General features: G+C 61.1%; 17 protein-coding genes. 11 read left to right on the top strand and 6 right to left on the bottom strand.

Annotated elements, in window-relative coordinates:
• Nucleotides 1–18: 18 nt before the first annotated feature.
• A complete protein-coding gene (locus tag OSA81_05455) occupies nucleotides 19–417 on the bottom strand; it encodes a hypothetical protein (GenBank protein MDE0898445.1) in 399 nt (132 codons plus the stop codon).
• 349 nt (nucleotides 418–766) lie between these two features.
• On the opposite strand from OSA81_05455, the gene cysK reads away from it, so the two are divergent.
• Both cysK and OSA81_05445 read left to right on the top strand, forming a co-directional pair.
• A complete protein-coding gene (cysK, locus tag OSA81_05450) occupies nucleotides 767–1,732 on the top strand; it encodes a cysteine synthase A (GenBank protein MDE0898444.1) in 966 nt (321 codons plus the stop codon).
• Between the two features lie 141 nt (nucleotides 1,733–1,873).
• The gene (locus OSA81_05445; protein ID MDE0898443.1) at nucleotides 1,874–2,269 is read left to right on the top strand and encodes a hypothetical protein; all 396 of its coding nucleotides are present in this window, start codon (nucleotides 1,874–1,876) and stop codon (nucleotides 2,267–2,269) included.
• 70 nt (nucleotides 2,270–2,339) lie between these two features.
• Here OSA81_05445 and OSA81_05440 read toward each other — a convergent pair whose 3' ends face one another.
• Entirely contained in the window at nucleotides 2,340–4,127 is a 1,788-nt protein-coding gene (locus OSA81_05440; GenBank protein MDE0898442.1) for a cytochrome b N-terminal domain-containing protein, read from the bottom strand.
• Nucleotides 4,128–4,139: 12 nt separating this feature from the next.
• On the bottom strand, nucleotides 4,140–4,631 hold the full coding sequence (locus tag OSA81_05435) for a Rieske (2Fe-2S) protein (protein MDE0898441.1): 492 nt from the start codon (nucleotides 4,629–4,631) through the stop codon (nucleotides 4,140–4,142).
• A gap of 275 nt (nucleotides 4,632–4,906) precedes the next feature.
• Here OSA81_05435 and OSA81_05430 point away from each other — a divergent pair, with 275 nt between their 5' ends.
• The 4 genes from OSA81_05430 (at nucleotide 4,907) to OSA81_05415 (ending at nucleotide 9,315) form a co-directional block, all read left to right on the top strand.
• Complete coding sequence (locus tag OSA81_05430) at nucleotides 4,907–6,586, top strand: M1 family aminopeptidase (protein MDE0898440.1); 1,680 nt, start codon at nucleotides 4,907–4,909, stop codon at nucleotides 6,584–6,586.
• A gap of 175 nt (nucleotides 6,587–6,761) precedes the next feature.
• The gene (locus OSA81_05425; protein ID MDE0898439.1) at nucleotides 6,762–8,195 is read left to right on the top strand and encodes a M20/M25/M40 family metallo-hydrolase; all 1,434 of its coding nucleotides are present in this window, start codon (nucleotides 6,762–6,764) and stop codon (nucleotides 8,193–8,195) included.
• The gene (locus OSA81_05420; protein ID MDE0898438.1) at nucleotides 8,195–8,518 is read left to right on the top strand and encodes a cupin domain-containing protein; all 324 of its coding nucleotides are present in this window, start codon (nucleotides 8,195–8,197) and stop codon (nucleotides 8,516–8,518) included. The genes OSA81_05425 and OSA81_05420 overlap by 1 nt, the downstream gene beginning before the upstream one ends.
• Nucleotides 8,515–9,315 (top strand): DUF1028 domain-containing protein, encoded by an 801-nt coding sequence (locus OSA81_05415; protein MDE0898437.1) that lies wholly within the window; start codon nucleotides 8,515–8,517, stop codon nucleotides 9,313–9,315. The genes OSA81_05420 and OSA81_05415 overlap by 4 nt, the downstream gene beginning before the upstream one ends.
• Nucleotides 9,316–9,461: 146 nt before the next feature.
• Here the strand turns inward: OSA81_05415 and OSA81_05410 are convergent, their stop codons facing one another.
• Nucleotides 9,462–10,982, bottom strand: a complete 1,521-nt coding sequence (locus OSA81_05410) for a serine hydrolase (GenBank protein ID MDE0898436.1) — start codon at nucleotides 10,980–10,982, stop codon at nucleotides 9,462–9,464.
• 567 nt (nucleotides 10,983–11,549) lie between these two features.
• On the bottom strand, nucleotides 11,550–11,966 hold the full coding sequence (locus OSA81_05405; protein MDE0898435.1) for a BrxA/BrxB family bacilliredoxin: 417 nt from the start codon (nucleotides 11,964–11,966) through the stop codon (nucleotides 11,550–11,552).
• Nucleotides 11,967–12,111: 145 nt separating this feature from the next.
• Here OSA81_05405 and OSA81_05400 point away from each other — a divergent pair, with 145 nt between their 5' ends.
• Genes OSA81_05400 through OSA81_05380 form a run of 5 tightly spaced genes read left to right on the top strand, consistent with a single transcriptional unit; the run spans nucleotide 12,112 to nucleotide 17,919 of the window.
• Nucleotides 12,112–12,678 carry a (2Fe-2S)-binding protein gene (locus tag OSA81_05400; protein ID MDE0898434.1) on the top strand — a complete coding sequence of 189 codons (567 nt, stop codon included), beginning with the start codon at nucleotides 12,112–12,114 and terminating at the stop codon, nucleotides 12,676–12,678.
• Entirely contained in the window at nucleotides 12,671–15,091 is a 2,421-nt protein-coding gene (locus OSA81_05395; GenBank protein MDE0898433.1) for a xanthine dehydrogenase family protein molybdopterin-binding subunit, read from the top strand. Before OSA81_05400 ends, OSA81_05395 begins: the two co-directional genes overlap by 8 nt.
• A complete protein-coding gene (locus OSA81_05390; protein MDE0898432.1) occupies nucleotides 15,091–16,083 on the top strand; it encodes a DUF1460 domain-containing protein in 993 nt (330 codons plus the stop codon). The genes OSA81_05395 and OSA81_05390 overlap by 1 nt, the downstream gene beginning before the upstream one ends.
• A 1-nt stretch (nucleotide 16,084) precedes the next feature.
• Nucleotides 16,085–17,071, top strand: coding sequence for an FAD binding domain-containing protein (locus OSA81_05385; GenBank protein ID MDE0898431.1), 987 nt, complete (start codon nucleotides 16,085–16,087; stop codon nucleotides 17,069–17,071).
• A 5-nt stretch (nucleotides 17,072–17,076) separates the two neighbouring features.
• Nucleotides 17,077–17,919, top strand: coding sequence for an alpha/beta fold hydrolase (locus OSA81_05380; protein MDE0898430.1), 843 nt, complete (start codon nucleotides 17,077–17,079; stop codon nucleotides 17,917–17,919).
• A gap of 281 nt (nucleotides 17,920–18,200) precedes the next feature.
• Here OSA81_05380 and OSA81_05375 read toward each other — a convergent pair whose 3' ends face one another.
• Nucleotides 18,201–19,655, bottom strand: a complete 1,455-nt coding sequence (locus OSA81_05375; GenBank protein MDE0898429.1) for a DASS family sodium-coupled anion symporter — start codon at nucleotides 19,653–19,655, stop codon at nucleotides 18,201–18,203.
• Nucleotides 19,656–19,923 lie beyond the last annotated feature (268 nt).

Raw genomic sequence — 19,923 nt, 5'->3', positions numbered from 1 at the left:
GTTCCGTTGACACTTTCGTCAGCGCCTGGTCGTGACCTGGATCGCCCCGCCGCCGTGACCTGTGCCATAACGAGTGGTTGCATCGCTCGCACTCATGTAATTCATCTGCTCAACCTCGGCTACCCGCATCGTAGCCAAGTCGGTCGTGGCGCCGCGTCGGGCCCCGTCCACATAAAGAACTGGAGGATCCCCGGCGCCGGATCCGGCACGGGACTGCAACCAGCGCGGCCGGAGGCGCTGGATCCCCGTGAGTGCATCCATTGGCGGTAGCGCCTCGATTTCTGCCCGGACGATACGGCTACTTGTCGCGCCTGCTGGCCGACTACTAGCGCCGCCGCCGCCCGACGCGCACGCGGTCAGGCCCAGTGCCAGGGCGAAAGCAAAAAGGACGACTTTTGTGGATGACTGAGGACTCATGGACGGGCTCCTTCTTATCTCGATCTTCGAAACGGGACGTCAAGATTAGTGCGAGCGTGGCGTTACGCCACCATAGGGTTGTGACGATACATTCGTGTGGGGAGTCGGGCCTCGATCGAGGAGCGACATAGATGTCCCACGGGGACGAAGGTGCTCGGGCATCACTGACACATACGCGAGAGGTAACCATCGATCCCAGTTCAGGGCTCCTTGGGGGAGAAGAGTGTGCTACCGACCGACTCAACCGACCGTACACGATATGGCGTGTGATCCTGTTCGGCATTAGTTCCGTTCTGTCAGAGAGCGAGGTGCGTTGCCTCAATCGGTTCTTCTCAGCAATGGACAACACATGTCTGACCACACCCCAGGCAGAGGCCGCGTTTATGACAACTTCGCCGCCACTGTGGGCGACACGCCGCTCGTCAGAATCCCTAGACTCAGGGAAAGGTACGGGGCGAATGCGGACATCCTGCTCAAGTGCGAGTTTTTCAACCCGATGGCGTCCGTAAAGGATCGAATCGGCATCGCGATGATCGAAGATCTCGAGCGCCGAGGGGTCCTCACGGCAGACTCCACCATAGTTGAGCCAACTTCCGGTAACACCGGTATCGCGCTTGCCTTCATGGCAGCATCGCGTGGGTACCGTTGTGTACTGACGATGCCCGAGACGATGTCTATGGAGCGGGTAAAGATGCTCGAACACCTCGGAGCCGAGGTCGTTCTGACGCCGAAGGAAGAGGGAATCGGTGGTGCGTTCACTGCGGCGGATCGTCTCACCGAGGAGATCGAAGGAGCTGTCCAGGCCGGTCAGTTCACGAATCCTGCCAATCCGGAAGTGCACCGTCGTACGACCGCGCTGGAGATTTGGCGTGACACCGGCGGCGATGTCGACGTCTTCGTTAGCGGCGTTGGAACGGGCGGTACGATCACCGGCGTTTCTGAGGTTCTAAAGGAGCGCAATCCTGCGCTTCACTCCATAGCGCTCGAGCCCGAGACCAGTCCGGTGATGTCGGGCGGGGAGCCCGGGCCCGGCAACATGATTCAGGGTATTGGTGCAGGCTTCGTACCGGATATCCTCAACATGGACGTCGTGGACGAGGTTATGACGATTGCCAACGATGATGCCCTTGCGATGGCACGTGACTCCGCGAAAACGGAGGGATTGCCGTGCGGAATCAGCGGAGGAGCTGCGATCTGGGCGGCTATCCAGGTGGCGAAGCGAGATGAGATGGTAGGCAAGACCATTGTCGCGGTCTTGCCAAGCTTCGCAGAGCGGTACATATCCACGGATCTTTTCGGATCAGATAATGCCTGATCCGGAGCAGGCAGGGCGGTGAGGGTTCACGCTTGCACGGGAACCGCGTGGCCTTGCTGCCAGTAATAGCGCAGGTCGACCGACGAGTCGGCCGCAGACCATTTTCAGTTCCGCCCGAAAGTTTCTTGAGGATAGATACCAATGCTGCTTCGTTCTGACGTACTCACTGCACTCGCCGTGACCGCCGCGATCGGTCTCGCGATTCAGTCGGATACCGACAACCCGAGGGCCGCTGCGTCGGTCGCCGATAGTCATCAAGAGGTCAGTTTTTCTGCGGAGGTTCTGCCGCTGTTGGAGAAGCATTGCTGGGAGTGCCACAGCGAGGACAATGCGGAACTCGGTCTCAAGCTCAATACGTACGAAGGCGTGATGGCCGGTTCGGACTACGGAACCATCATTGACCCCGGTGACGCTGACGGCAGCCTCCTCGTCGATATGATCCAGTCTGGGGACATGCCGGAAGACGGAGATCCGGTTCCGCCTACGGATCTCGAGGTCATCATGAACTGGATCAACGAGGGTGCGAAGAACAACTAGCGTCCTTCTTCCCGCGCCAGACCAACGGGTCATCGCATGTGGGGGCGCTCTGTCACTTCGCCCGACAGACCTAGTTCCCGTCAGGCACGAACCAATCGCCGCGGAGCCAGTCAGCGACCAGGCCAATTTCCGCCTCTGAGAGGATGCCCTCGTCACCGAACGCGGGCATGCGATCGTTGTTGTCTGCGTAGTAGAGCGGGTGAGACGGGTTTCGGAGCATGCCCATGATCCACTGGCGGGAGGCCCATCCGGTAAGGACTGGTGCCACGTCACCCTCGGCTACGTCGGCATAGGTATGGCATCGGGTGCAGTCGATTGCCTCGCTGCTGATGGCGATGCGTCCCTCTCGGATTGCGTCCTGGTCGGCCTCGTCCGCGGTAGCTTGTGACGGCAACTCTGCCTCCGCCGAAACGGCAAGGATCACATTGCGAAGCGCCGCGCGTTGATCGTCATCGAACCCTGCGATGCCCCTCTGGACGAAGCGAGCCATCCTGCCGTTGGTGTGCTCCGTATTCCCGAAGTACTCGGGCGTATTGATTCGGTCCGGGTCGAGAAGGCCGGTCAACCATTCGCGGCTGCCATAGCCACCAAGGTCAGACGCCGACGGCTCGTCGTCCGGGGTCCCGCCCAGTCCGTCGTGTCCGTTGTACTGATGGCAGATCGAACAATTGGCCTCGAAGATGATCGGCCCTTGGGTCGCAGGGTCCCCTCGAAGCATCGCGAGGCCCCCGGCTGCGGGTATTCCATCTGGAGACCCGGCTAGTTCACTGACCCGCTCCGCAATCGATTCTGCTTGAGCGCGAGCCTGGACGAAGGCAGGATCAGCTTGGTCCGCAGCATATGCCGTCCATGTCAGCATTGTGATACCAAGCAACAAGGATGCGGCGACACCGAGATTGAAGCGGTGCCCGAGCCGCCACTTCCCAATGATAGGCATCGCGGCAATCATACCGACTGCGATTCCCGGAATGATCTGCGCCCCGACCACCTCCCAGCCTGCGGGGAAGTACTTCAGCCACTGGAAGAGGAACATGAAGTACCACTCGGGCCGAGCGGCAGCGTAGGGCTCCGTCGGGTCAGCGGGAGCCCCGAGATGAGCGCCGCCGTTCCAGAGCACCAGAGCCAGAACCGTCGCCATTACGATCAGCGATGCGACAGAGTCTTTGAGGACCTGCTCCGGCCAAAACCATCCGTCCGGCTTCTCTGCGGCCTTCTTGGGCACGGTGATGCCGTGCCGTCGGAACAGGTAAACGTGCCCAACGATCAGCAGGACGATCCCCGCAGGCAGGGCGCCGGCGTGGAGTGCGAAGAAGCGCGTGAGCGTATGATGGCCGTACTCGGCTCCTCCGACCATCAACTGCTGCATCGCGGGCCCGACGACCGGGGTCATGGAGGCGATACTCGTCGCCACCTTTGTCGCCCAGTAGCCTTTCTGGTCCCAGGGAAGCAGATATCCGGTCAGTGAGAGCCCGAGCACGAGGCCCAGAAGCCCAAGGCCAAACCAGAAGTTGACCTCGCGAGGTGCACGGTACGCACCGTCGATCAAAACCTGCATCAGGTGCAACACGAGCAGGACGATCGTGACCTGCGCCATGTAGTGATGAATGCCCCGCAGCATCCATCCTCCGTACATCACGTTCTGGATGTAGTGAACGCTCTCCCATGCGCCCTGCGCGTTCGCGCTATAAGCAGCCCAGAGGACGAGTCCGGTCACGAACTGAACGAACATCGCGAACATGAGGGTACTACCCCAGACGTATCGCCAACGGGCGCCGCCAGGAATACGCTCGTAAAGAGCGTTCTTCACGAGAGATCTGTATCCCGTGCGGTCATCAAGCCAGTTGAGCAGGTTCTCCATTGGTAGTTGGCCTCAGACCGGAGTCTTATCGTGCCGGCCAGGGAGGAAATTCCGGAAAGCCACCCAGATTTCATCCCCGTTCCTAACGTCGACTGCCAGTGAGTCCATGTCGCGTGGACTTGGGCTCGACGGATCGTTCACCACTCCGTCGAGGTCGAAGCTGCTATTGTGACAAGGGCAACCAAATCGTGCTTTGTCCTCGGCGAGTCCGACGAAGCAGCCGGCGTGGGGACAGACGACGTTTAGAGCTGCCACATCTCCGGATTCGGTCCGTCTCAGGTAGACGGCGCCGACGGGCGTGTTGCTATAAGTCGCCCAGGCGTCGACCCGATCCATCTCGACGGTGAACTTTTTGGGCGACCCATCCTCGGGCACGGCGGAAAGGCGCGTGACGAACACCTGGGCCGAAGCAGTCTCCTTTTTGCGCAGTGGATCGAGCAGGGCAGTCACGCCCGCCGCCACGGGAACGATCGAAGCGACCGCTCCGAGGACAATCGCGCTCATACTTGTCAGAAAACTGCGCCTAGCCTCTGCAGGCGGCTCGATCTTTTCGTCGCTCATATAAAAGCAGTTAGAGTGTCTTTGTCTTCAGACGGCTGGCCACGGGTTCCGGTACTTAAGAACCCGGGGGCCGTGTTGACTCCGCCCCTCCGGGCAGGCGTGTCGCTCTCTACATCCGGAGGCAAATGTAGCCCAAAGGCCGGCCACTCCGCATTATTTCTCTTCAAGGCACCCCAAGGTGCCAGTCGTCCCCCAATGCCTGCTCCCCGGGAGAATACATGCACACCCTTTTCATCGCAGGTCTCGTGGCGGTCACGCTCGGTGTTACTGGCTCACTCCCGTGGGTTGGTCCCGTTCACGATGTCGTCGCCGCGATCGACGAGTATCCCCGGCGGATTGGCATCGACATTGAGAACTATCGGTTCGAGCTCACCCTGCGGGATGACAGCGATGTGATCGAAGGGCGCGCGACGGTTTCGGTCCGCTTCACGAACGTCGGCGTAACCGAGCTTTCGCTCGACCTCATTGGGGCGAACGGCGAGGGCCAGGGCATGACTGTGACATCGGTAGAAGTGGCGGGGCGCCCGCTCGACTTCACACACGAGTCGGATCTCTTGCGGATTTCGTTGTCGGAGGCGGGACCTGCAGGGGCGACGCTCGATGTGACCGTGTCTTACAACGGGGTGCCGGCGTCCGGTCTCCATGCGGGGCCGAACAAGCACGGGGATCGCACCTTCTTCAGTGACAACTGGCCGAACAGGGCCCGGAACTGGTTACCGACGATCGATCATCCTTACGACAAGGCGATGAGCGAGATGGTCGTCACGGCTCCGGCGCACTATCAGGTCGTGTCGAATGGCTTGTTGGTAGAGGAGACCGACGGTGCCGCGGGGACCCGGGTCACGCATTGGAAGCAGTCGGTGCCGATCGCGACGTGGCTTTATGTGCTCGGGGTGGCAGAGTTCGCCGTTCAGCACGTCGACGATTTTCGGGGACTGCCGATTCAGACGTGGGTCTATCGGCAGGATCGCGATGCGGGCTTCTACGATTTCGCGGTCCCGACAAAGCAGGTCATGGAGTTCTATGCGGACCACGTCGGGCCGTATGCCTATGAGAGGCTCGCGAACATCACTTCGCCGGTCACAGGCGGAGGTATGGAGGCCGCGACTGCCATCATGTACCACGAGAATTCCGTCACGGGTGATCGCACCGTTCGGTGGCGAAACGTGATTATCCACGAGATCGCTCATCAGTGGTTCGGCAACGCTGTGACGGAGTCGGATTGGGACGATGTCTGGCTGAGCGAAGGCTTTGCTACCTATTTCACGCTGCTATTCATTGAGCACGCATACGGGCGGGACGAGTTCGTGGACGGCCTAGAGAGCTCAGCGGAGAGAGTGTTTACTCAGTACGAGAGTGACCCAGGTTACCGGATCGTCCATGACGATCTCGACGACATGAGCCGCGTGTCGAGCGGTGCGACCTACCAGAAGGGATCGTGGGTTCTTCACATGCTCCGCGGGCGGATGGGTGACGAAGCCTTCTGGGCGGGCATCCGGGCCTACTACGCCCGCTACATGAACCAAAATGCGACCACATCCGACTTCCAGGCAGCAATGGAACAGGCATCGGGCCTCGATCTCCAGACTTTCTTCGATCAATGGCTTCGGGACGGCGGGAATCCAAAGCTCCAGGGGTGGTGGGACTACGATGCCAGTGCCCGGGCCGTACGGATCGAGCTGAATCAGACCCAGACCGTGGGTCCGATGTTCGAGATACCACTGGAGATCGGCATCTACCAGGACGGTCAGGTCTTGCCGACGACGATCGAGCGCGTGGACCTGGACGGCGGGTTCCATCGTTTTGTCATTCCGGTGGACGCGGAGCCGACAGACGTGAGGCTCGACCCGAATTCGTGGACGTTGTTCGAGGCTGACTTCGGCCGTCAGGGACGTTGACGAGAAGCTGCGACTATCTTGACCGGGATGCCCGGGCCTGTAGTTGGCGGACAGTAGGCCCGCGAGACCCGGCGTTACGCGTTGCAGGCGGTCGAGGTGCGATGCATCTTGGCGCCCCCCGGAAAACCGTTCTACACCCGGGTACTTTCTCCGAAACGCTGGTGCGAGGCTCTCCATGATCCGACGATCGACGTCCCATTTCGCCATGAGGCTCACCTGCGTCACGGTGGGCGTGTTGCTAGCCCTGCTCGCGCCCGCTGCGACAGAGGCTCAGATCGACCTTGAGGCCCTTCAGGACGAGGCCGTCCAATGGGTTCAGGACTACATCCAGATCAACACCGTGAACCCGCCGGGCAATGAGACCCGGGGTGCGGAGTTCTTCGCTCAGATCTTCGAGGCGGAGGGCATCGAGTACGAAATGGTGGAGTCGGCTCCTGGACGAGGAAATATCTGGGCCCGCCTCGAGGGTGGGGATGAGCCTGGCATTCTCCTGATCCACCACATGGACGTGGTTCCCGCCGATGAGCGTTTCTGGACCTCGGACCCACTTTCCGGAGAATTGCGGGACGGGTACGTGTACGGTCGAGGGGCGCTCGATACGAAGACGAGTGGCATTCTCCACCTGGCCACCTTCCTGGCGTTGCACCGTACCGAGACCCCACTGAACCGGGACGTTCTGTTCATGGCGACCGCAGACGAAGAAGCCGGTGGCTTCTTCGGCGCGGGATGGCTCGTTGAGAATCGCGCGGAGATCTTCGAAGGAATCGGCTTCCTTCTAAATGAGGGTGGCGGCGGGTCTGATGTTGACGGCACCGTGAACTTCGGGCTGGAAGTGACACAGAAAGTGCCCTACTGGCTCCGTCTCACGGCGACGGGAGAGCCCGGCCACGGCTCGAGGCCGCTTGTGACCTACGCCTCTGTAAAGATGATCGAGGCGTTGGAGCGCTTCCGGCTCCACCAGTTTGCCCCGAGGGTGATTCCCGCGGTCGATACGCACCTGAAGGGGATTGCGGATGGTCATACTGAGCCGTGGAAGCGCCGCTTTGCCGACATGGGCGCGTATGTGGATAAGCCGGGCGTTCTCAGAGAACTGCAGTTGTACAACCCCGGTCTCCATGCCCTGACTCGCAACACCTGCTCGATCACACGCTTCGAAGGGAGCACTAAGATCAATGTTGTTTCGCCGGAGGTCGCGGCGGAGATCGACTGCCGATTGCTCCCCGACCAGGACCCGGACAGCTGGCTTGCGGAGGTCCGTTCCGTGCTCGGTGACGAGATCGAAGTCGAGGTACTGATGGGCTTTACGCCAGCGGTCTCGTCAACCGACACCGACCTGTATCGCACCGTTCGTGATGTGACTCTCGAGGAATTCCCTGACGCTGGGTTCGTTCCACAGGTCTCAGGCGGGTTCACTGACAGTCACTTCTTCCGTGACCTCGGCATCACGAGCTACGGCTACTCCGCTACGGCGACGCCAGCGGAAGACTCAGGAGGGGTGCACGGAAACGATGAACGTGTTACTGAGCAGAACATTCGGCGGGGCGTCGCGATGACACTTCGAATCCTTGAACGATTTGCGGCCACGAGGCCGGTGATGGAGGATTTCTGATGGCAGAGCGTTACGAACTGACCTCACTGGACGCACGCGAACTCGTCCCCGGGCATCACGGCCGGTTCATCCATTCTGAGCACACAACCCACGTATACTGGACGATCGAGGCGGGCGCGGTCCTGCCCGAGCACAGTCATCCTCATGAACAGATCGTGAATGTGCTCGAGGGTACGTATGAGCTTGTCGTGGCCGGTGAGACGTTCGTGGTTCATGCCGGTGAGGTTCTCGTAATCCCTGGCGATGCGGCACATAGCGGCCAGGCCCATAGGGACTGCCGCATTCTTGATGTCTTCTCGCCGGTGCGCGAAGAGTATCGATGAGATTTCGACTAGGACTTCTCGTGTCCTGTGGGATCACTCTCGTTGCCGTTGCCGGGTGGAGCCAGCTAAACGTTGAAACCCAGGTCGAATCGGCCGTCTCACCACTGGAGGAAGTCGAGCGCTGGCCACCGGTGGCCACCTTCTCCGTGCTCGGGTATGACGCCGAGACAGGTGAGGTCGGTGGTGCGGTGCAGTCTCGGGTGTTTTCAGTCGGAAATGGAGTGCTCTGGGCCGAGGCCAACGTCGGAGTCGTCGCGACGCAGGCTGTCGTCGATGTGAGCTACGGGCCGCAGGGCATTGAACTCCTGCGAGGGGGTATGGCGCCTCAGAAGGTCGTTGAGACCATTCTAGAAAATGATCCCAATCCGCGCCCAGAGCGCTGGATGATCGAGGGGCGACAGTTTTCGGTAATGGACGCCGCCGGGAGCGTGGCGACTCATACGGGACCAAGCGCTTCTGACTGGGCTGGGCACAGGGTGGGGACACACGTGTCGGCTCAGGGAAATATTCTTGCCGGGCAAGCGGTCGTCGATGATATGGTGGCCGCGTTCGAAGAGACGGAGGGACATCTGTCGCTACGACTGATGGCGGCCCTGGAGGCCGGACAGGCGGCAGGCGGTGACAAGCGTGGCATGCAGTCGGCCGCGATGGTCATCGTGAAGAAGGACGGCGGCGTTTGGCTCAACAACGATGTAGTGTTGCGGCTGCAGGTCGACGACTCTGATGAGCCGATCCGGGAGCTACGGCGCTTGGTGGAGATTGCTGCTCAACAGCGGGAACGTATCCGCGGACGCTAGAGGCCCAGCCGGGGTCACCTCTTGAGCTGACTCGTGGAACGATGGACCGAATATCGAGAGTGGTGCTGCGTATGTTTATTGGCGCCTCCAGAAACCTGACGACCGGAGTCAGCTCGCGGTCCAGATCAACTCCATCGCGTGTGCGCTCATCGTGCGGCCCTCACGAATCTCAGATTACGTGCGCGACCCTCTCCGACGAACATGTCACCGAGCGCACCAGAGGTGTCTCGTTCGAACCGGACCGGCCGGAAGAAGAAGAGGTTCCCGACGAAGATGTCCGGCTTCTGCGCCGTCAGGCGAATGGTCCCGTGGCGGTAGTGCTGTGCGACCAGCGTGCCGTCGACTACTGAGAGGACGTAGTGCGTATCCAGTTCCTCGCTCACCCAGTCGCCGGCGTACTCCTCCAACTCATCGGATGACAGTTCGGGCGCAGGGGAGGGGGGCGGCTGCGTCGACTGACCTTGGGCCCCGGCTTCCTCGGGGTCTGAGGGTCCGAGCAGGTCGTCCAGGAAGATCTCCGCGAGGCCCCGACCGGGAGGGGTTGGATTGTAGGCGCCCGAATTCGCGAGGACTATGACCCCCGACTGGATGTCCGGGAAGTGCATGATGACGGTTCGGTTCCCGGCCCAGGAGCCGGTGTGCGTATAGGTCCGAGCGCCGTGCCACTCCACACCATTGAGCCCGTAGGCGTAGACGTTGGTGTCGCCCGAGGTCAGGACCCCGGGGGTCTGCATCCGTTCGATGACGGCGCTCCCACCAACGACGTGGGTGTCGTAGTTGATCAACCAACGAGCCATGTCGTCGACAGAGCTGTGCAGAGAACTCGAGCCGAGTGCGGTCAGTCCGTTGGGTGAGACAGTCCATTCTCCCGCTGGCGTCGGATTGTAGCCGTATGCCCGCCCCGGGACGACCTCGAGGTGATTGTCCTGGAAGTGCGAGCTAGACATCGCGAGGGGTTCGAAGATGTTCTCGTCGGTCCACGCTCTGAACGTCTGGCCCGTCACCCGCTGCACGATCTCGGCCAGCAGGTTGTACCCCGTGTTCGAGTAGCTGTATTCGCTACCAGGCTCGAAGTTGAGTTCGCGCTGGCTCCATGTCATACGCAGGATCTGGTCGAACGAGATCACGTCGTCGAAGCGCCATCCGGCGACCGCGAGGGTGATGGGCCAGTCCCTGATGCCGCTGGCATGATGTACCAGATGCCGAACCGTGAGCGACAGCCCGAAATCCGGCAACTCGGGCAGGTAGTCCCGCACCTGGGCGTCGAGGTCGATGGCGCCCGATTCGACGAGCGAGGCCACCGCGAATCCATCGAACTGTTTCGAGACCGAGGCGACGTCGAAGACGGTCTGAGGCGTGATCCGGATGCTGTGATCGAGATTGGCCATTCCGTAGCCCGCCCGGAACACAACGACGCCCTCACGAACAACGACGGCCGCCGCGCCCGGTGTGCTCTCGGTGAGCTCTGAGAAGAGAGAGTCCGCCCGAGCGGTCTGAGCGGGCGTTTGCGCTCCTGATGCGGCGGGAAGCGAGATCGCTGTGATCGCGACTAGCAAACCCACTAGCCAGCCGAGACGACCGTCCGGACGGCGCAATCGAAGGGACTCACGCGTCTCTCGTTGGGAGATGAAGAAATGCAACACGGTTACAGGCTGAATTGGGATCATGTGGCATCCTAATCCGCACCGCGCCGGAATGACAACCGAAGTCCGACCTAAGTGGGTCTGATCCGTCCACCATGCCCAGCATCGTGTGGGGAGTGGCTGGAGCCGAGCGGTTCCGTCCGTCCAGTACCCTCCAGTATTAAGCCCGCGATGGAGGAGGGCACGATCGACCTAGACGCACCGGTCAGCACTTGCGTCGAGGAACTTCGTCTTCGACGTCTCTGCGCAGTTTTCCCATGTGACGGCTGGGCTATCAGGATGTCGATAGAGAGATGCTCCATCCGCAGGGGCCGCGTCTGTACGAGTGCGGGTGACCTGGTGCGGTGGACGCAGCTCCTCTCCCGAGGACGGCTGCTTGGTCACGACGGTTACAAGAGCATGAAAACGCGAGGCTTTCTCGGAGTCGGACCAAGAAGGTTGCAGCGAATAGCATCGTTCATCGCACGCAGCCCTGCTACGAAGAACGGGGCCCGATTTTTCATCGGGCCCCGTTCGGGTCTTTCGTGTCGACGCTCGCCGGGCCATTGCAGTGATGCGTGAGCAACGCTGCTTAATCGCGCTCGGCGATGCCTAGCAGTGCTCCTCGTAGGCGGCCTGCAGGTCGGCGGCGATGTCTTCCGGGTTTCGCCCCTCGATCTGATGGCGCTCCATGAAGTACGCGAGCTCGCCATCCTTGAAGAGTGCGACAGCCGGCGAGGAAGGTGGGAAGCCCGTGATGTACTCACGCGTCTTGTCCGTAGCTTCCATGTCTTGCCCTGCGAAGACCGTGGTGAGCACTTCGGGCTTCTTCTCGCCCTGGAGCGACATGTAGACCGCCGGCCGCATCATTGCGGCCGCGCAACCACATACGGAGTTCACCACGACCAAGGTTGAGCGCTTCTCGCTGCCCAGGGTCGACTCGACGTCATCTGGGGTGCGGAGTTCAGTGAACCCGACGCGAACGAGATCCTCGCGCATCGGGGCGACCATCATTTCTGGATATGGCATCGATGCCTCCCTGCGACTCTGTGAATGCGACCACCCAAGTGCAGGTAGTCGCTCAATGATATATCAAGATTGAAGTCCGTCCAAAGGAATCCCGTTAAGTGATCCCGTTGCGGAGCGAAGGGCCGTCTGGCGACCTTGTGTCCCCATGCCTACTACTACTGAAATCGTGCGACTGAAGGTGAACGGCGACGTTCACGAGGTTGGAGTGCCATCGCACTTCACGCTTCTCGAGTCGCTCCGCTATGTCATCCGTCTCACGGGCTCTAAGCAGGGCTGCGACAAGGGCGACTGTGGTGCCTGTACCGTCATTCTCGACGGAGAGCCCACGCTGGCGTGTCTTACGCCTGTATGGGAGGCTGAAGACCGCGAGGTCGTGACCGTCGAGGGTCTCGCCGGGCCGGAGGGCCCGCATCCACTTCAGGACGAATTCGACCTGAATGGCGCTGCCCAGTGTGGCTTCTGCACGCCCGGCATCCTTTGCTCGGCGGCGGTTCTGCTCGATCGAAACCCAGCGGCGAGTCGGTCTGAAATCCAAGATGCCCTAGCCGGAAATCTCTGCCGGTGTACCGGCTATGCAAAGATTTATGACGCCGTAGAGGCGGCAGGGGTGCGACTTTCTGCAAGTGGCAGTCCAGCAGGCGGTTACGGTAGGTCTGCGATCGAAACTGGTGCAGCGCCCGATGAATCAGGTTCGGAGGCGTCCAATGCCTGAGAATACCGGTAAGCATAAGTCGGACCAGAAGTTAATCGGCACGAACATGAGGAAGATCGAAGGCCTGGCGAAGTCGACCGGCCGGGCGGTCTATACTGATGACGTGACGTTCCCGGGCATGCTACATGGGAAGATCCTCAGAAGCCCGCTGCCGCACGCGCGCATTGTTTCGATCGACGTGTCTCGGGCAGAGGCGCTCGAAGGTGTCCACGGGGTGATCACCGGGAAGGACATGCCCGTGACCTATGGCATCATCCCATGGACGCCCGACGAATACCCGCTGTGTGTGGACCGCGTCCGCTACATCGGTGATGGTGTCGCGGCTGTAGCGGCGGTGGACGAGGACACTGCGCTTCAGGCACTCGACCTCATCGACGTGGAATACGACGAGTTACCGGCCTTCTTCGACCCGCGGGATTCTGCCGCCGCGGACGGGTCGACGCCCTATGTGCACGATGCGAAGAAGGAGGGCTGGAACGGCAATATCACAAAGGTCGTCCAGCTCGAGTTTGGTGAAGTGGACGAAGGGATCGAGCGAGCTGATGTCGTTGTTGAAGGCGACTATTTCTTCGAAGGGACCACGCACACGCCGATCGAGCCGCACTGTGCGATCGGTCAGTGGGACGGCGTTGGCAAGTTGACCGTCTGGTCCGCCACGCAGGTGCCTCACTACCTGCATCGCGAGCTCGCACGGGTTCTTGAGGTCGATCAGGCCAACGTGAGGGTTCTTCAGCCGTTGGTCGGTGGTGCCTTCGGTGGTAAGAGCGAGCCGTTCGATCTCGAGTTCTGTGTGGCGAAACTGGCCATGAACACCGGTCGACCCGTGAAGATTCTGTACACGCGCGAAGAGGTCTTCTACGCGCACCGAGGGCGGCACCCATTTCACATGCACTACCGCACTGGGGCGACGGCGGATGGCATGCTCACTTCGGTCGACGCGAAGATCCTGCTCGACGGCGGGGCTTACGCGTCGTTCGGGCTGGTGACGACTTACTACTCTGGTCAGCTCCTCTGCGCTCCGTATGACATGCCAGCGTATCGATTCGACTCCACCCGTGTGTATACGAACAAGCCGGCTTGCGGACCGAAGCGCGGCCACGGGTCGGTTCAGCCCCGGTTCGCCTTTGAGGTCCAGATCGACAAGCTTGCCGAGCAGACCAGCCTGGACCCGATGGAGTTTCGGCGTCGCAACTTCATCGGCCGAAACACGCGAACCGTGAACGAGATGCGTATCACGTCGAACGGGTTCCTCGAGTGCCTGTCCGCCGTCGAGGGCGCGAGCGGATGGGAGGACAAGTTCCGAAAGATGCCCTTCGGTCGGGGCATCGGTGTCGCTGGTTCGACCTACATCTCGGGCACGAACTATCCGATCTATCCGAACGACATGCCGCAGTCCGCGGTCCAGATGCAGATCGACCGAAGCGGACGCGTCGCTGTCTTCAGTGGGGCTAGTGAGATCGGCCAGGGCTGCGACTCGGTCGTCGCGTATATCGCGGCCGAGGAGCTCGGGGTGCCGTTGGAGTGGGTTCGGGTCATGCGGGGCGATACCGACTTCACGCCGGTAGACCTGGGCGCCTATTCGAGTCGAGTCACATTCATGCTTGGGAACGCAGCCATCGATGCTGCCACCAAGCTACGGTGCAAGGTGCAGGAAGCGGTTGCCGGCCATTGGGAAGTCGTCCCCGGTGAGGTTCTTCTGGCCGGTGGATTGGCGGTATGGTCCGAAGACACCTCACGGCAGATACCGATCGCTGAAGCGTTCAATATCGCGGAGGCTCAATTTGGTGCGCTCGGTGCGACCGGATCGTACAACACACCGAAGGATGTCCACGGGAAGTACCGGGGCGGGACAATCGGTGCGTCCCCAGCCTACTCGTTCACGGCGCACGTGGCCGAAGTGGATGTCGATGTCGAGACTGGTGTGGTCGAGGTAGTGAAGATCTGGGTCGCTCACGACTGTGGGCGCGCGCTCAATCCAATTTTGGTCGAGGGTCAGATGGAGGGCTCCGCTTACATGGGCTTCGGTGAGGCGCTCATGGAGGAGCAGGTCTACAAGGACGCGGACCATGGCCGCGCGGGACTGCACAACGCGCCTTCTCTTCTGGATTACAGAATTCCTACCAGCCTCGACACGCCTGAACTCGAAGCCTTGATCGTTGAGTCCATCGACCCGGAAGGTCCGTACGGCGCCAAGGAGGCCGGTGAAGGTCCGCTCCATCCGTCGATTCCTGCGATCGCAAACGCGATCTATGACGCCATCGGTGTGCGGATGGATCGACTGCCGTTCACGGCTCCGAACGTGTGGAGAGGAATCGAAGCTGCCCGTGAAGCGGGGCATCTCGCCAAGCCGGCTGGGCCAGACGCCGATCCGCCACGGAATGGGCGTCCCGGGGACGTGAGCTCCGCGAACTGATGTCGACCAAGACCATTTTGGTGAGGCAATACCGCGGTGTGTTTGGACCGTTGGCCGTGGTGGTGCTGTTCGTGGTGGGGGTTTGCTACTCACCGTTCGAGCCCCATCGAGCGCCTGCCGACCCGTCGGGTGCGCCCTCTGGGAGCCCGACCTGGCTGGACGAAGACTGGGCGACTGTAGAACGAACAATCAGCCAGGCATCCTCTGCCGGACTTGATGCGCTCCCAATGGGCGAGTTGATGGCTCAGTTGGGTGCTGGCCTCGTGGGCACGGCCTATGTGCCGCAGACCCTCGAAGTCGATGGGCCAGAGCGAGTGGTTGTGAACCTGCGAGGGCTGGACTGCGTGACCCTCGTGGAGAACGTCTACGCCCTGTCCGTGCTCTTGAAGACAGGTGCAGCAAGTCGTCTAGGGAATCGCGGGTCCGTGGAGGGTGAGTACGAGCGCGCCCTGCGGGCGCTCCGCTATCGAGGAAATGTGATCGACGGGTATCCGAGCCGACTTCACTACTTCTCGGACTGGATCGCAGACGCCGAGAGAAAGCAGCTCGTCCGCGACGTGACGCCCGAACTTGGAGGCGAAGTGGATGCCGAACCGATCGACTTCATGTCGACCCATGCAGGGGCATACGTTCAGCTGTCCGACGCGGAGACGCTCGACGCCATCCGGCAGGTCGAGGGTCGCTTGTCTACACAGGAGCGCCGCTTCATTCCTGAGGGCCGCATTGCAGAGGTCTCCGATCAGATTCAAAACGGTGACATCATTGCAGCGACCAGTACCGTCGAAGGTCTGGACGTAGCGCATACCGGCTTGGCTCTCTGGGTAGACGGTGAACTGCATCTGCTGCACGCACCGCTTGTTGGTGAGGCAGTGCAAATCAGCGAGGTGACACTCGCCGCTCGCATTCAACGAATCAGTGGACAAGACGGAATCATGGTCGCACGTCCATCGGAGCCCAGAGTGATCGAGTCTTCTTCCGCACGAGGCGGCTGATATGTTGCGCCTGCCGCACTTCAAGTACCACCGCCCGACCACCGTCGATCATGCAATTGCGGTCATGGGAGAACATGCTGGTGACGCGATGTATATCGCGGGCGGCACGGACCTCGTGCCGAATATGAAGCACCGCCTGTTCGAACCTGGCCACCTCGTGGCACTCAAGAGGATTCAAGAATTGCGGGGTGTGGGTCAAGATGACGGGCACCTGCGAATTGGCGCGGGGGAAACACTGAGCGCCGTGTCCCGTGACGCCCAGGTGCTCGAGCACTTCCCTGCGCTCGCCGACGCGGCCGCGCATGTCGCAGGCCCTCAGTTGCGAAACGCCGGTACGATCGGCGGTAACGTCTGCCTCGACACGCGTTGCACCTACTACAACCAGACTGCGTTCTGGCGGGAAGCCCTTGGGTACTGCCTAAAGAAAGACGGCGACGTCTGCCACGTGACCAAGGTAGGAAAAAAGTGTGTAGCAGCTCACTCGGCCGATACGCCACCCGTGCTGATGACGCTCGATGCGGTGGTGGTATTGATCGGCCCCGAGGGTCGTCGAGAGGTCCCAGTCAGGGACTTCTTCGTTGCGGATGGCATTGTGAACACCCGCCGCGCGCCGGACGAGGTTCTTACCGAGATCCGAATTCCTATGTCGTCGGCGTCTAGAAGGCAGGCCTACGCGAAGCTCAGGCAACGGAAGTCGATTGACTTCCCGTTACTGACCGTCGCGATCGCGGCGGATCTGGATGGAGATGGAACAGTCCGTCACCTGGAAGGTGTTGTGACCGCGCTCGGCGCTCGACCCCGCGTGCTCGCAAAATGGAGCGACGTTGCCGCAGGCCGGATCCTTGATGACGAGCTGATTGAAGATCTCGCGGCCAGGGCGCACCAGCAGTGTCACCCGCTGGAGAACATCATCGTCGACCCGGAGTGGAGACGTGCGATGGTGCCCGTATTTGTTCGCCGGGCCCTCGCCCAGGTGCGCGCGGCTTGACTCTGGTGGGCTACGCGATCGCAGCAGTGTCGATCGGGCTTCTCATTTTTGGCCTCGATCGGTTGGCGTCTCGAATTCTGCGCCCGGAGTCGCGTCCGTTCGAGCGGACTGTGCCCGATCTCGGGGTCGAGCACGAAGACCTCTTGATACAGTCCGGTGACCAAGGGCTCGCGGCCTGGCTGATCCAACCGTCACGCGCCCAGCCTTTTGAGCCGCTTCTGCTGGTGGCTCACGGTTGGAGCGCCAACTATTCGACGGTGCTGGCGATTGCCGAGCCGCTGGTTGAGCTCGGGCACGACGTGCTTTTGTTCGATGTACGTGGTCACGGTCGCAGTGGCCCCGCTCCTTTTGTAACGATCCGACACTTTCGTGATGACCTCATGGCGGTCGCCCGGTATGCTGCGAAACGGTTTCCCGATCGACAGCTCGTCCTGGTGGGCCACTCCCTCGGCGGCTCGGCGGGCGTCCTTGCGGCTGCCGACGGGGCCCCGATAGATGGACTGATACTCGTGGCTGCGCCGGCTGACGTCCTTCATGTCACCGCAGAATTTCTCTCTGATCAGGGACTTCCAGGCGGGTTCATTGTCAATGTCCTGCGACCCTTCTTTTGGCATCGGGTGAGAGGGAGCTTTCGACCGCTTACGCCGAGTCGGAGGATTCGGGAGCTCGACCTTCCGATCCTGATCATCCAGCCCGAGAACGACCAACGAGTGATCCGGCGGCATGCAGAGCGCCTGAGTGAGGCGTCAGGGCTTAGCTACCATCTTATCAAAGACCGCGAGCACACGGACGTGCTCGCTGCGCCGGAGACGCTCCGGCTTGTCGAGGAATTCCTCGAGGAACTCTAAGGCCACCGACCGTGCGGGTCGGGTCGGGTTCTCCTGGGTTCGGGTGTCGCACAGCTGCGTGACCTTCCCGCCCTCGGAATCGAATAGCATCTCGATCGAGTTGATGCCGCAGTGTGAGATCTCACGGTTGACCTTTACGTCGAGGTCATGGCCCTGCTCGTCCCAGCGGTCATCTGATCCGGCCGATGACGCCGACCCATTTGTCGACGCCCTGCGGGTGCACTGTCACCGGACCCCAGTACTGTGAGCAGCACTCCACACCTGTTCTCTACCTACGTCTCCTACGTGGCCAGAAAGATTGGAACCAGGACGGAACCGATAATGGTAATCAGCACGATCGCGGTCAGGTTGAGGAAGATTCCGGCGCGGCTCATCTGAGGAATCGTGATGTAGCCTGAACCGAATACGATGGCATTGGGTGGTGTCGCGACGGGGAGCATGAAGGCCATGGAGGCAGCGAGTGCAGCGACGGCCATCAACTGCAGAGGTGGGATGCCGAGACCCAGCGCGGCTCCGGCCATGATGGGCATGGCCATGCTGGTCGTCGCGAGGTTCGACGTCATCTCGGTAAGGAAAATGACCAGTGTGGCAACGAGCGCGATGATCGCGAGTGCAGGGACTGTGTCGAGCGAGGAAACCATGGCCCCGATCCAGTTGGCGAAACCCGATTGCGACATGGCGCGGGCTAGGGACAGCCCTCCTCCGAACAGCACGAGGACGTCCCACGGGATCGTCATCGCGGTCTTCCAGTCCAGCGTGAACTCTCCGCGTTTCCGATCTACCGGGATCATGAAGAGCACGAGTGCGGCCGTCATCGCGATCGTCGAGTCACGAATTTCAGGCGCGAAGCTTTGCAGCCCAGGTATGGTCAGACCGCCGATGACCTTTTCAGAGCGCATCACCCAGGCGAGTGCTGTGAGTGTAAACACGACTGCCGTAATTTTCTCGCCCTTGCTCGGCGTTCCGAGCGCCGCTCGCTCCGCATTGATGATCGCAGCGGCATCACCGGACAGCTCGCCCGGCGGATACAGGAATCGCGTTAGGGCGATCCATGTAATCGGCAACATGATGAGAGTGACGGGAAGCCCCACTCCCATCCACTGCACGAATCCGATCTCATAGCCGAGGATCTCACTCGCGGCGCCGGCGAGCACTGCGTTCGGTGGTGTGCCGATGAGCGTCGCGATGCCGCCGATGGACGCGGCGTAGGCTACGCCCAACATCAGGGCGATACCAAACTGATAAGGCCCCTCTTGGTCCTGAGACCGAAACATCTCTCCAACGGCGAGGGCGATCGGAAGCATCATGGCCGCCGTGGCGGTGTTGCTGATCCACATCGAGAGGAACGCCGTGGCGAGCATGAAGCCGAGGATCAGCCGATCAGGACTGGTGCCGACGAAAGCCATGATCCGCAGGGCGATGCGCTTATGCAGTCCCCATTTCTCCATGGTGACGGCCATGAAGAAGCCGCCCATGAAAAGGAAAATTAGCTCGTTTCCATAGGGGGCCGAGGCATTTGGTGCGTCGAGCACGCCCAGGAAAGGGAACAGCACGAGAGGAAGAAGGGCGGTCGCGGCGATCGGTATCGCCTCGGTCATCCACCAGACGGCCATGAGGGCGGCGACTGATGCGGTCCGCCATCCGGCTTCACTAAGCCCACTGGGCTCAGGAAGGAGCAACATGAGCACGAAGACGACGATGCCGCCGATCAGGCCGGTGCGGCGGGCCTTACTCATGCCACGACTGAGGTCTTTCTGGTCCAAGTGAAACCCCGAGGGAGGCGTGTGGGCAGTTTCTTCTCAAGGACGTACACAATTCGTCCGCAACGAGGTTCCGTCATGGTCTGCAAAAGAGCAACGTTTTCCGTAACCATGAAATCTGCTTGCGTACGGCTCTTCCGAGTTTCGCGTGCCTAACATCATGTAGCTAGGCCGTCCGAGTGGAGTCGGCGAACCTAGGCACAGGCGCCAAGCGGAAGCCGGAAGTGCGGGCAGAGTTGGACCA

The sequence above is a fragment of the Longimicrobiales bacterium genome (assembly GCA_028823235.1).
GTDB lineage: Bacteria > Gemmatimonadota > Gemmatimonadetes > Longimicrobiales > Gaopeijiaceae > UBA2589.
Note: the sequence above shows the minus strand (reverse complement) of the source record. Positions and strands in the feature narration are given on the sequence as shown.

Bases quoted from the DNA above. Each gene is read 5' to 3' on its own strand.
- OSA81_05445 (MDE0898443.1), top strand. From the start codon at position 1,874: ATGCTGCTTCGTTCTGACGTACTCACTGCACTCGCCGTGACCGCCGCG.
- cysK (MDE0898444.1), top strand. From the start codon at position 767: ATGTCTGACCACACCCCAGGCAGAGGCCGCGTTTATGACAACTTCGCC.
- OSA81_05390 (MDE0898432.1), top strand. From the start codon at position 15,091: ATGTCGACCAAGACCATTTTGGTGAGGCAATACCGCGGTGTGTTTGGA.
- OSA81_05410 (MDE0898436.1), bottom strand. From the start codon at position 10,982: ATGATCCCAATTCAGCCTGTAACCGTGTTGCATTTCTTCATCTCCCAA.
- OSA81_05375 (MDE0898429.1), bottom strand. From the start codon at position 19,655: ATGAGTAAGGCCCGCCGCACCGGCCTGATCGGCGGCATCGTCGTCTTC.
- OSA81_05435 (MDE0898441.1), bottom strand. From the start codon at position 4,631: ATGAGCGCGATTGTCCTCGGAGCGGTCGCTTCGATCGTTCCCGTGGCG.
- OSA81_05430 (MDE0898440.1), top strand. From the start codon at position 4,907: ATGCACACCCTTTTCATCGCAGGTCTCGTGGCGGTCACGCTCGGTGTT.
- OSA81_05405 (MDE0898435.1), bottom strand. From the start codon at position 11,966: ATGCCATATCCAGAAATGATGGTCGCCCCGATGCGCGAGGATCTCGTT.
- OSA81_05415 (MDE0898437.1), top strand. From the start codon at position 8,515: ATGAGATTTCGACTAGGACTTCTCGTGTCCTGTGGGATCACTCTCGTT.
- OSA81_05400 (MDE0898434.1), top strand. From the start codon at position 12,112: ATGCCTACTACTACTGAAATCGTGCGACTGAAGGTGAACGGCGACGTT.
- OSA81_05395 (MDE0898433.1), top strand. From the start codon at position 12,671: ATGCCTGAGAATACCGGTAAGCATAAGTCGGACCAGAAGTTAATCGGC.
- OSA81_05385 (MDE0898431.1), top strand. From the start codon at position 16,085: ATGTTGCGCCTGCCGCACTTCAAGTACCACCGCCCGACCACCGTCGAT.
- OSA81_05425 (MDE0898439.1), top strand. From the start codon at position 6,762: ATGATCCGACGATCGACGTCCCATTTCGCCATGAGGCTCACCTGCGTC.
- OSA81_05455 (MDE0898445.1), bottom strand. From the start codon at position 417: ATGAGTCCTCAGTCATCCACAAAAGTCGTCCTTTTTGCTTTCGCCCTG.
- OSA81_05420 (MDE0898438.1), top strand. From the start codon at position 8,195: ATGGCAGAGCGTTACGAACTGACCTCACTGGACGCACGCGAACTCGTC.
- OSA81_05440 (MDE0898442.1), bottom strand. From the start codon at position 4,127: ATGGAGAACCTGCTCAACTGGCTTGATGACCGCACGGGATACAGATCT.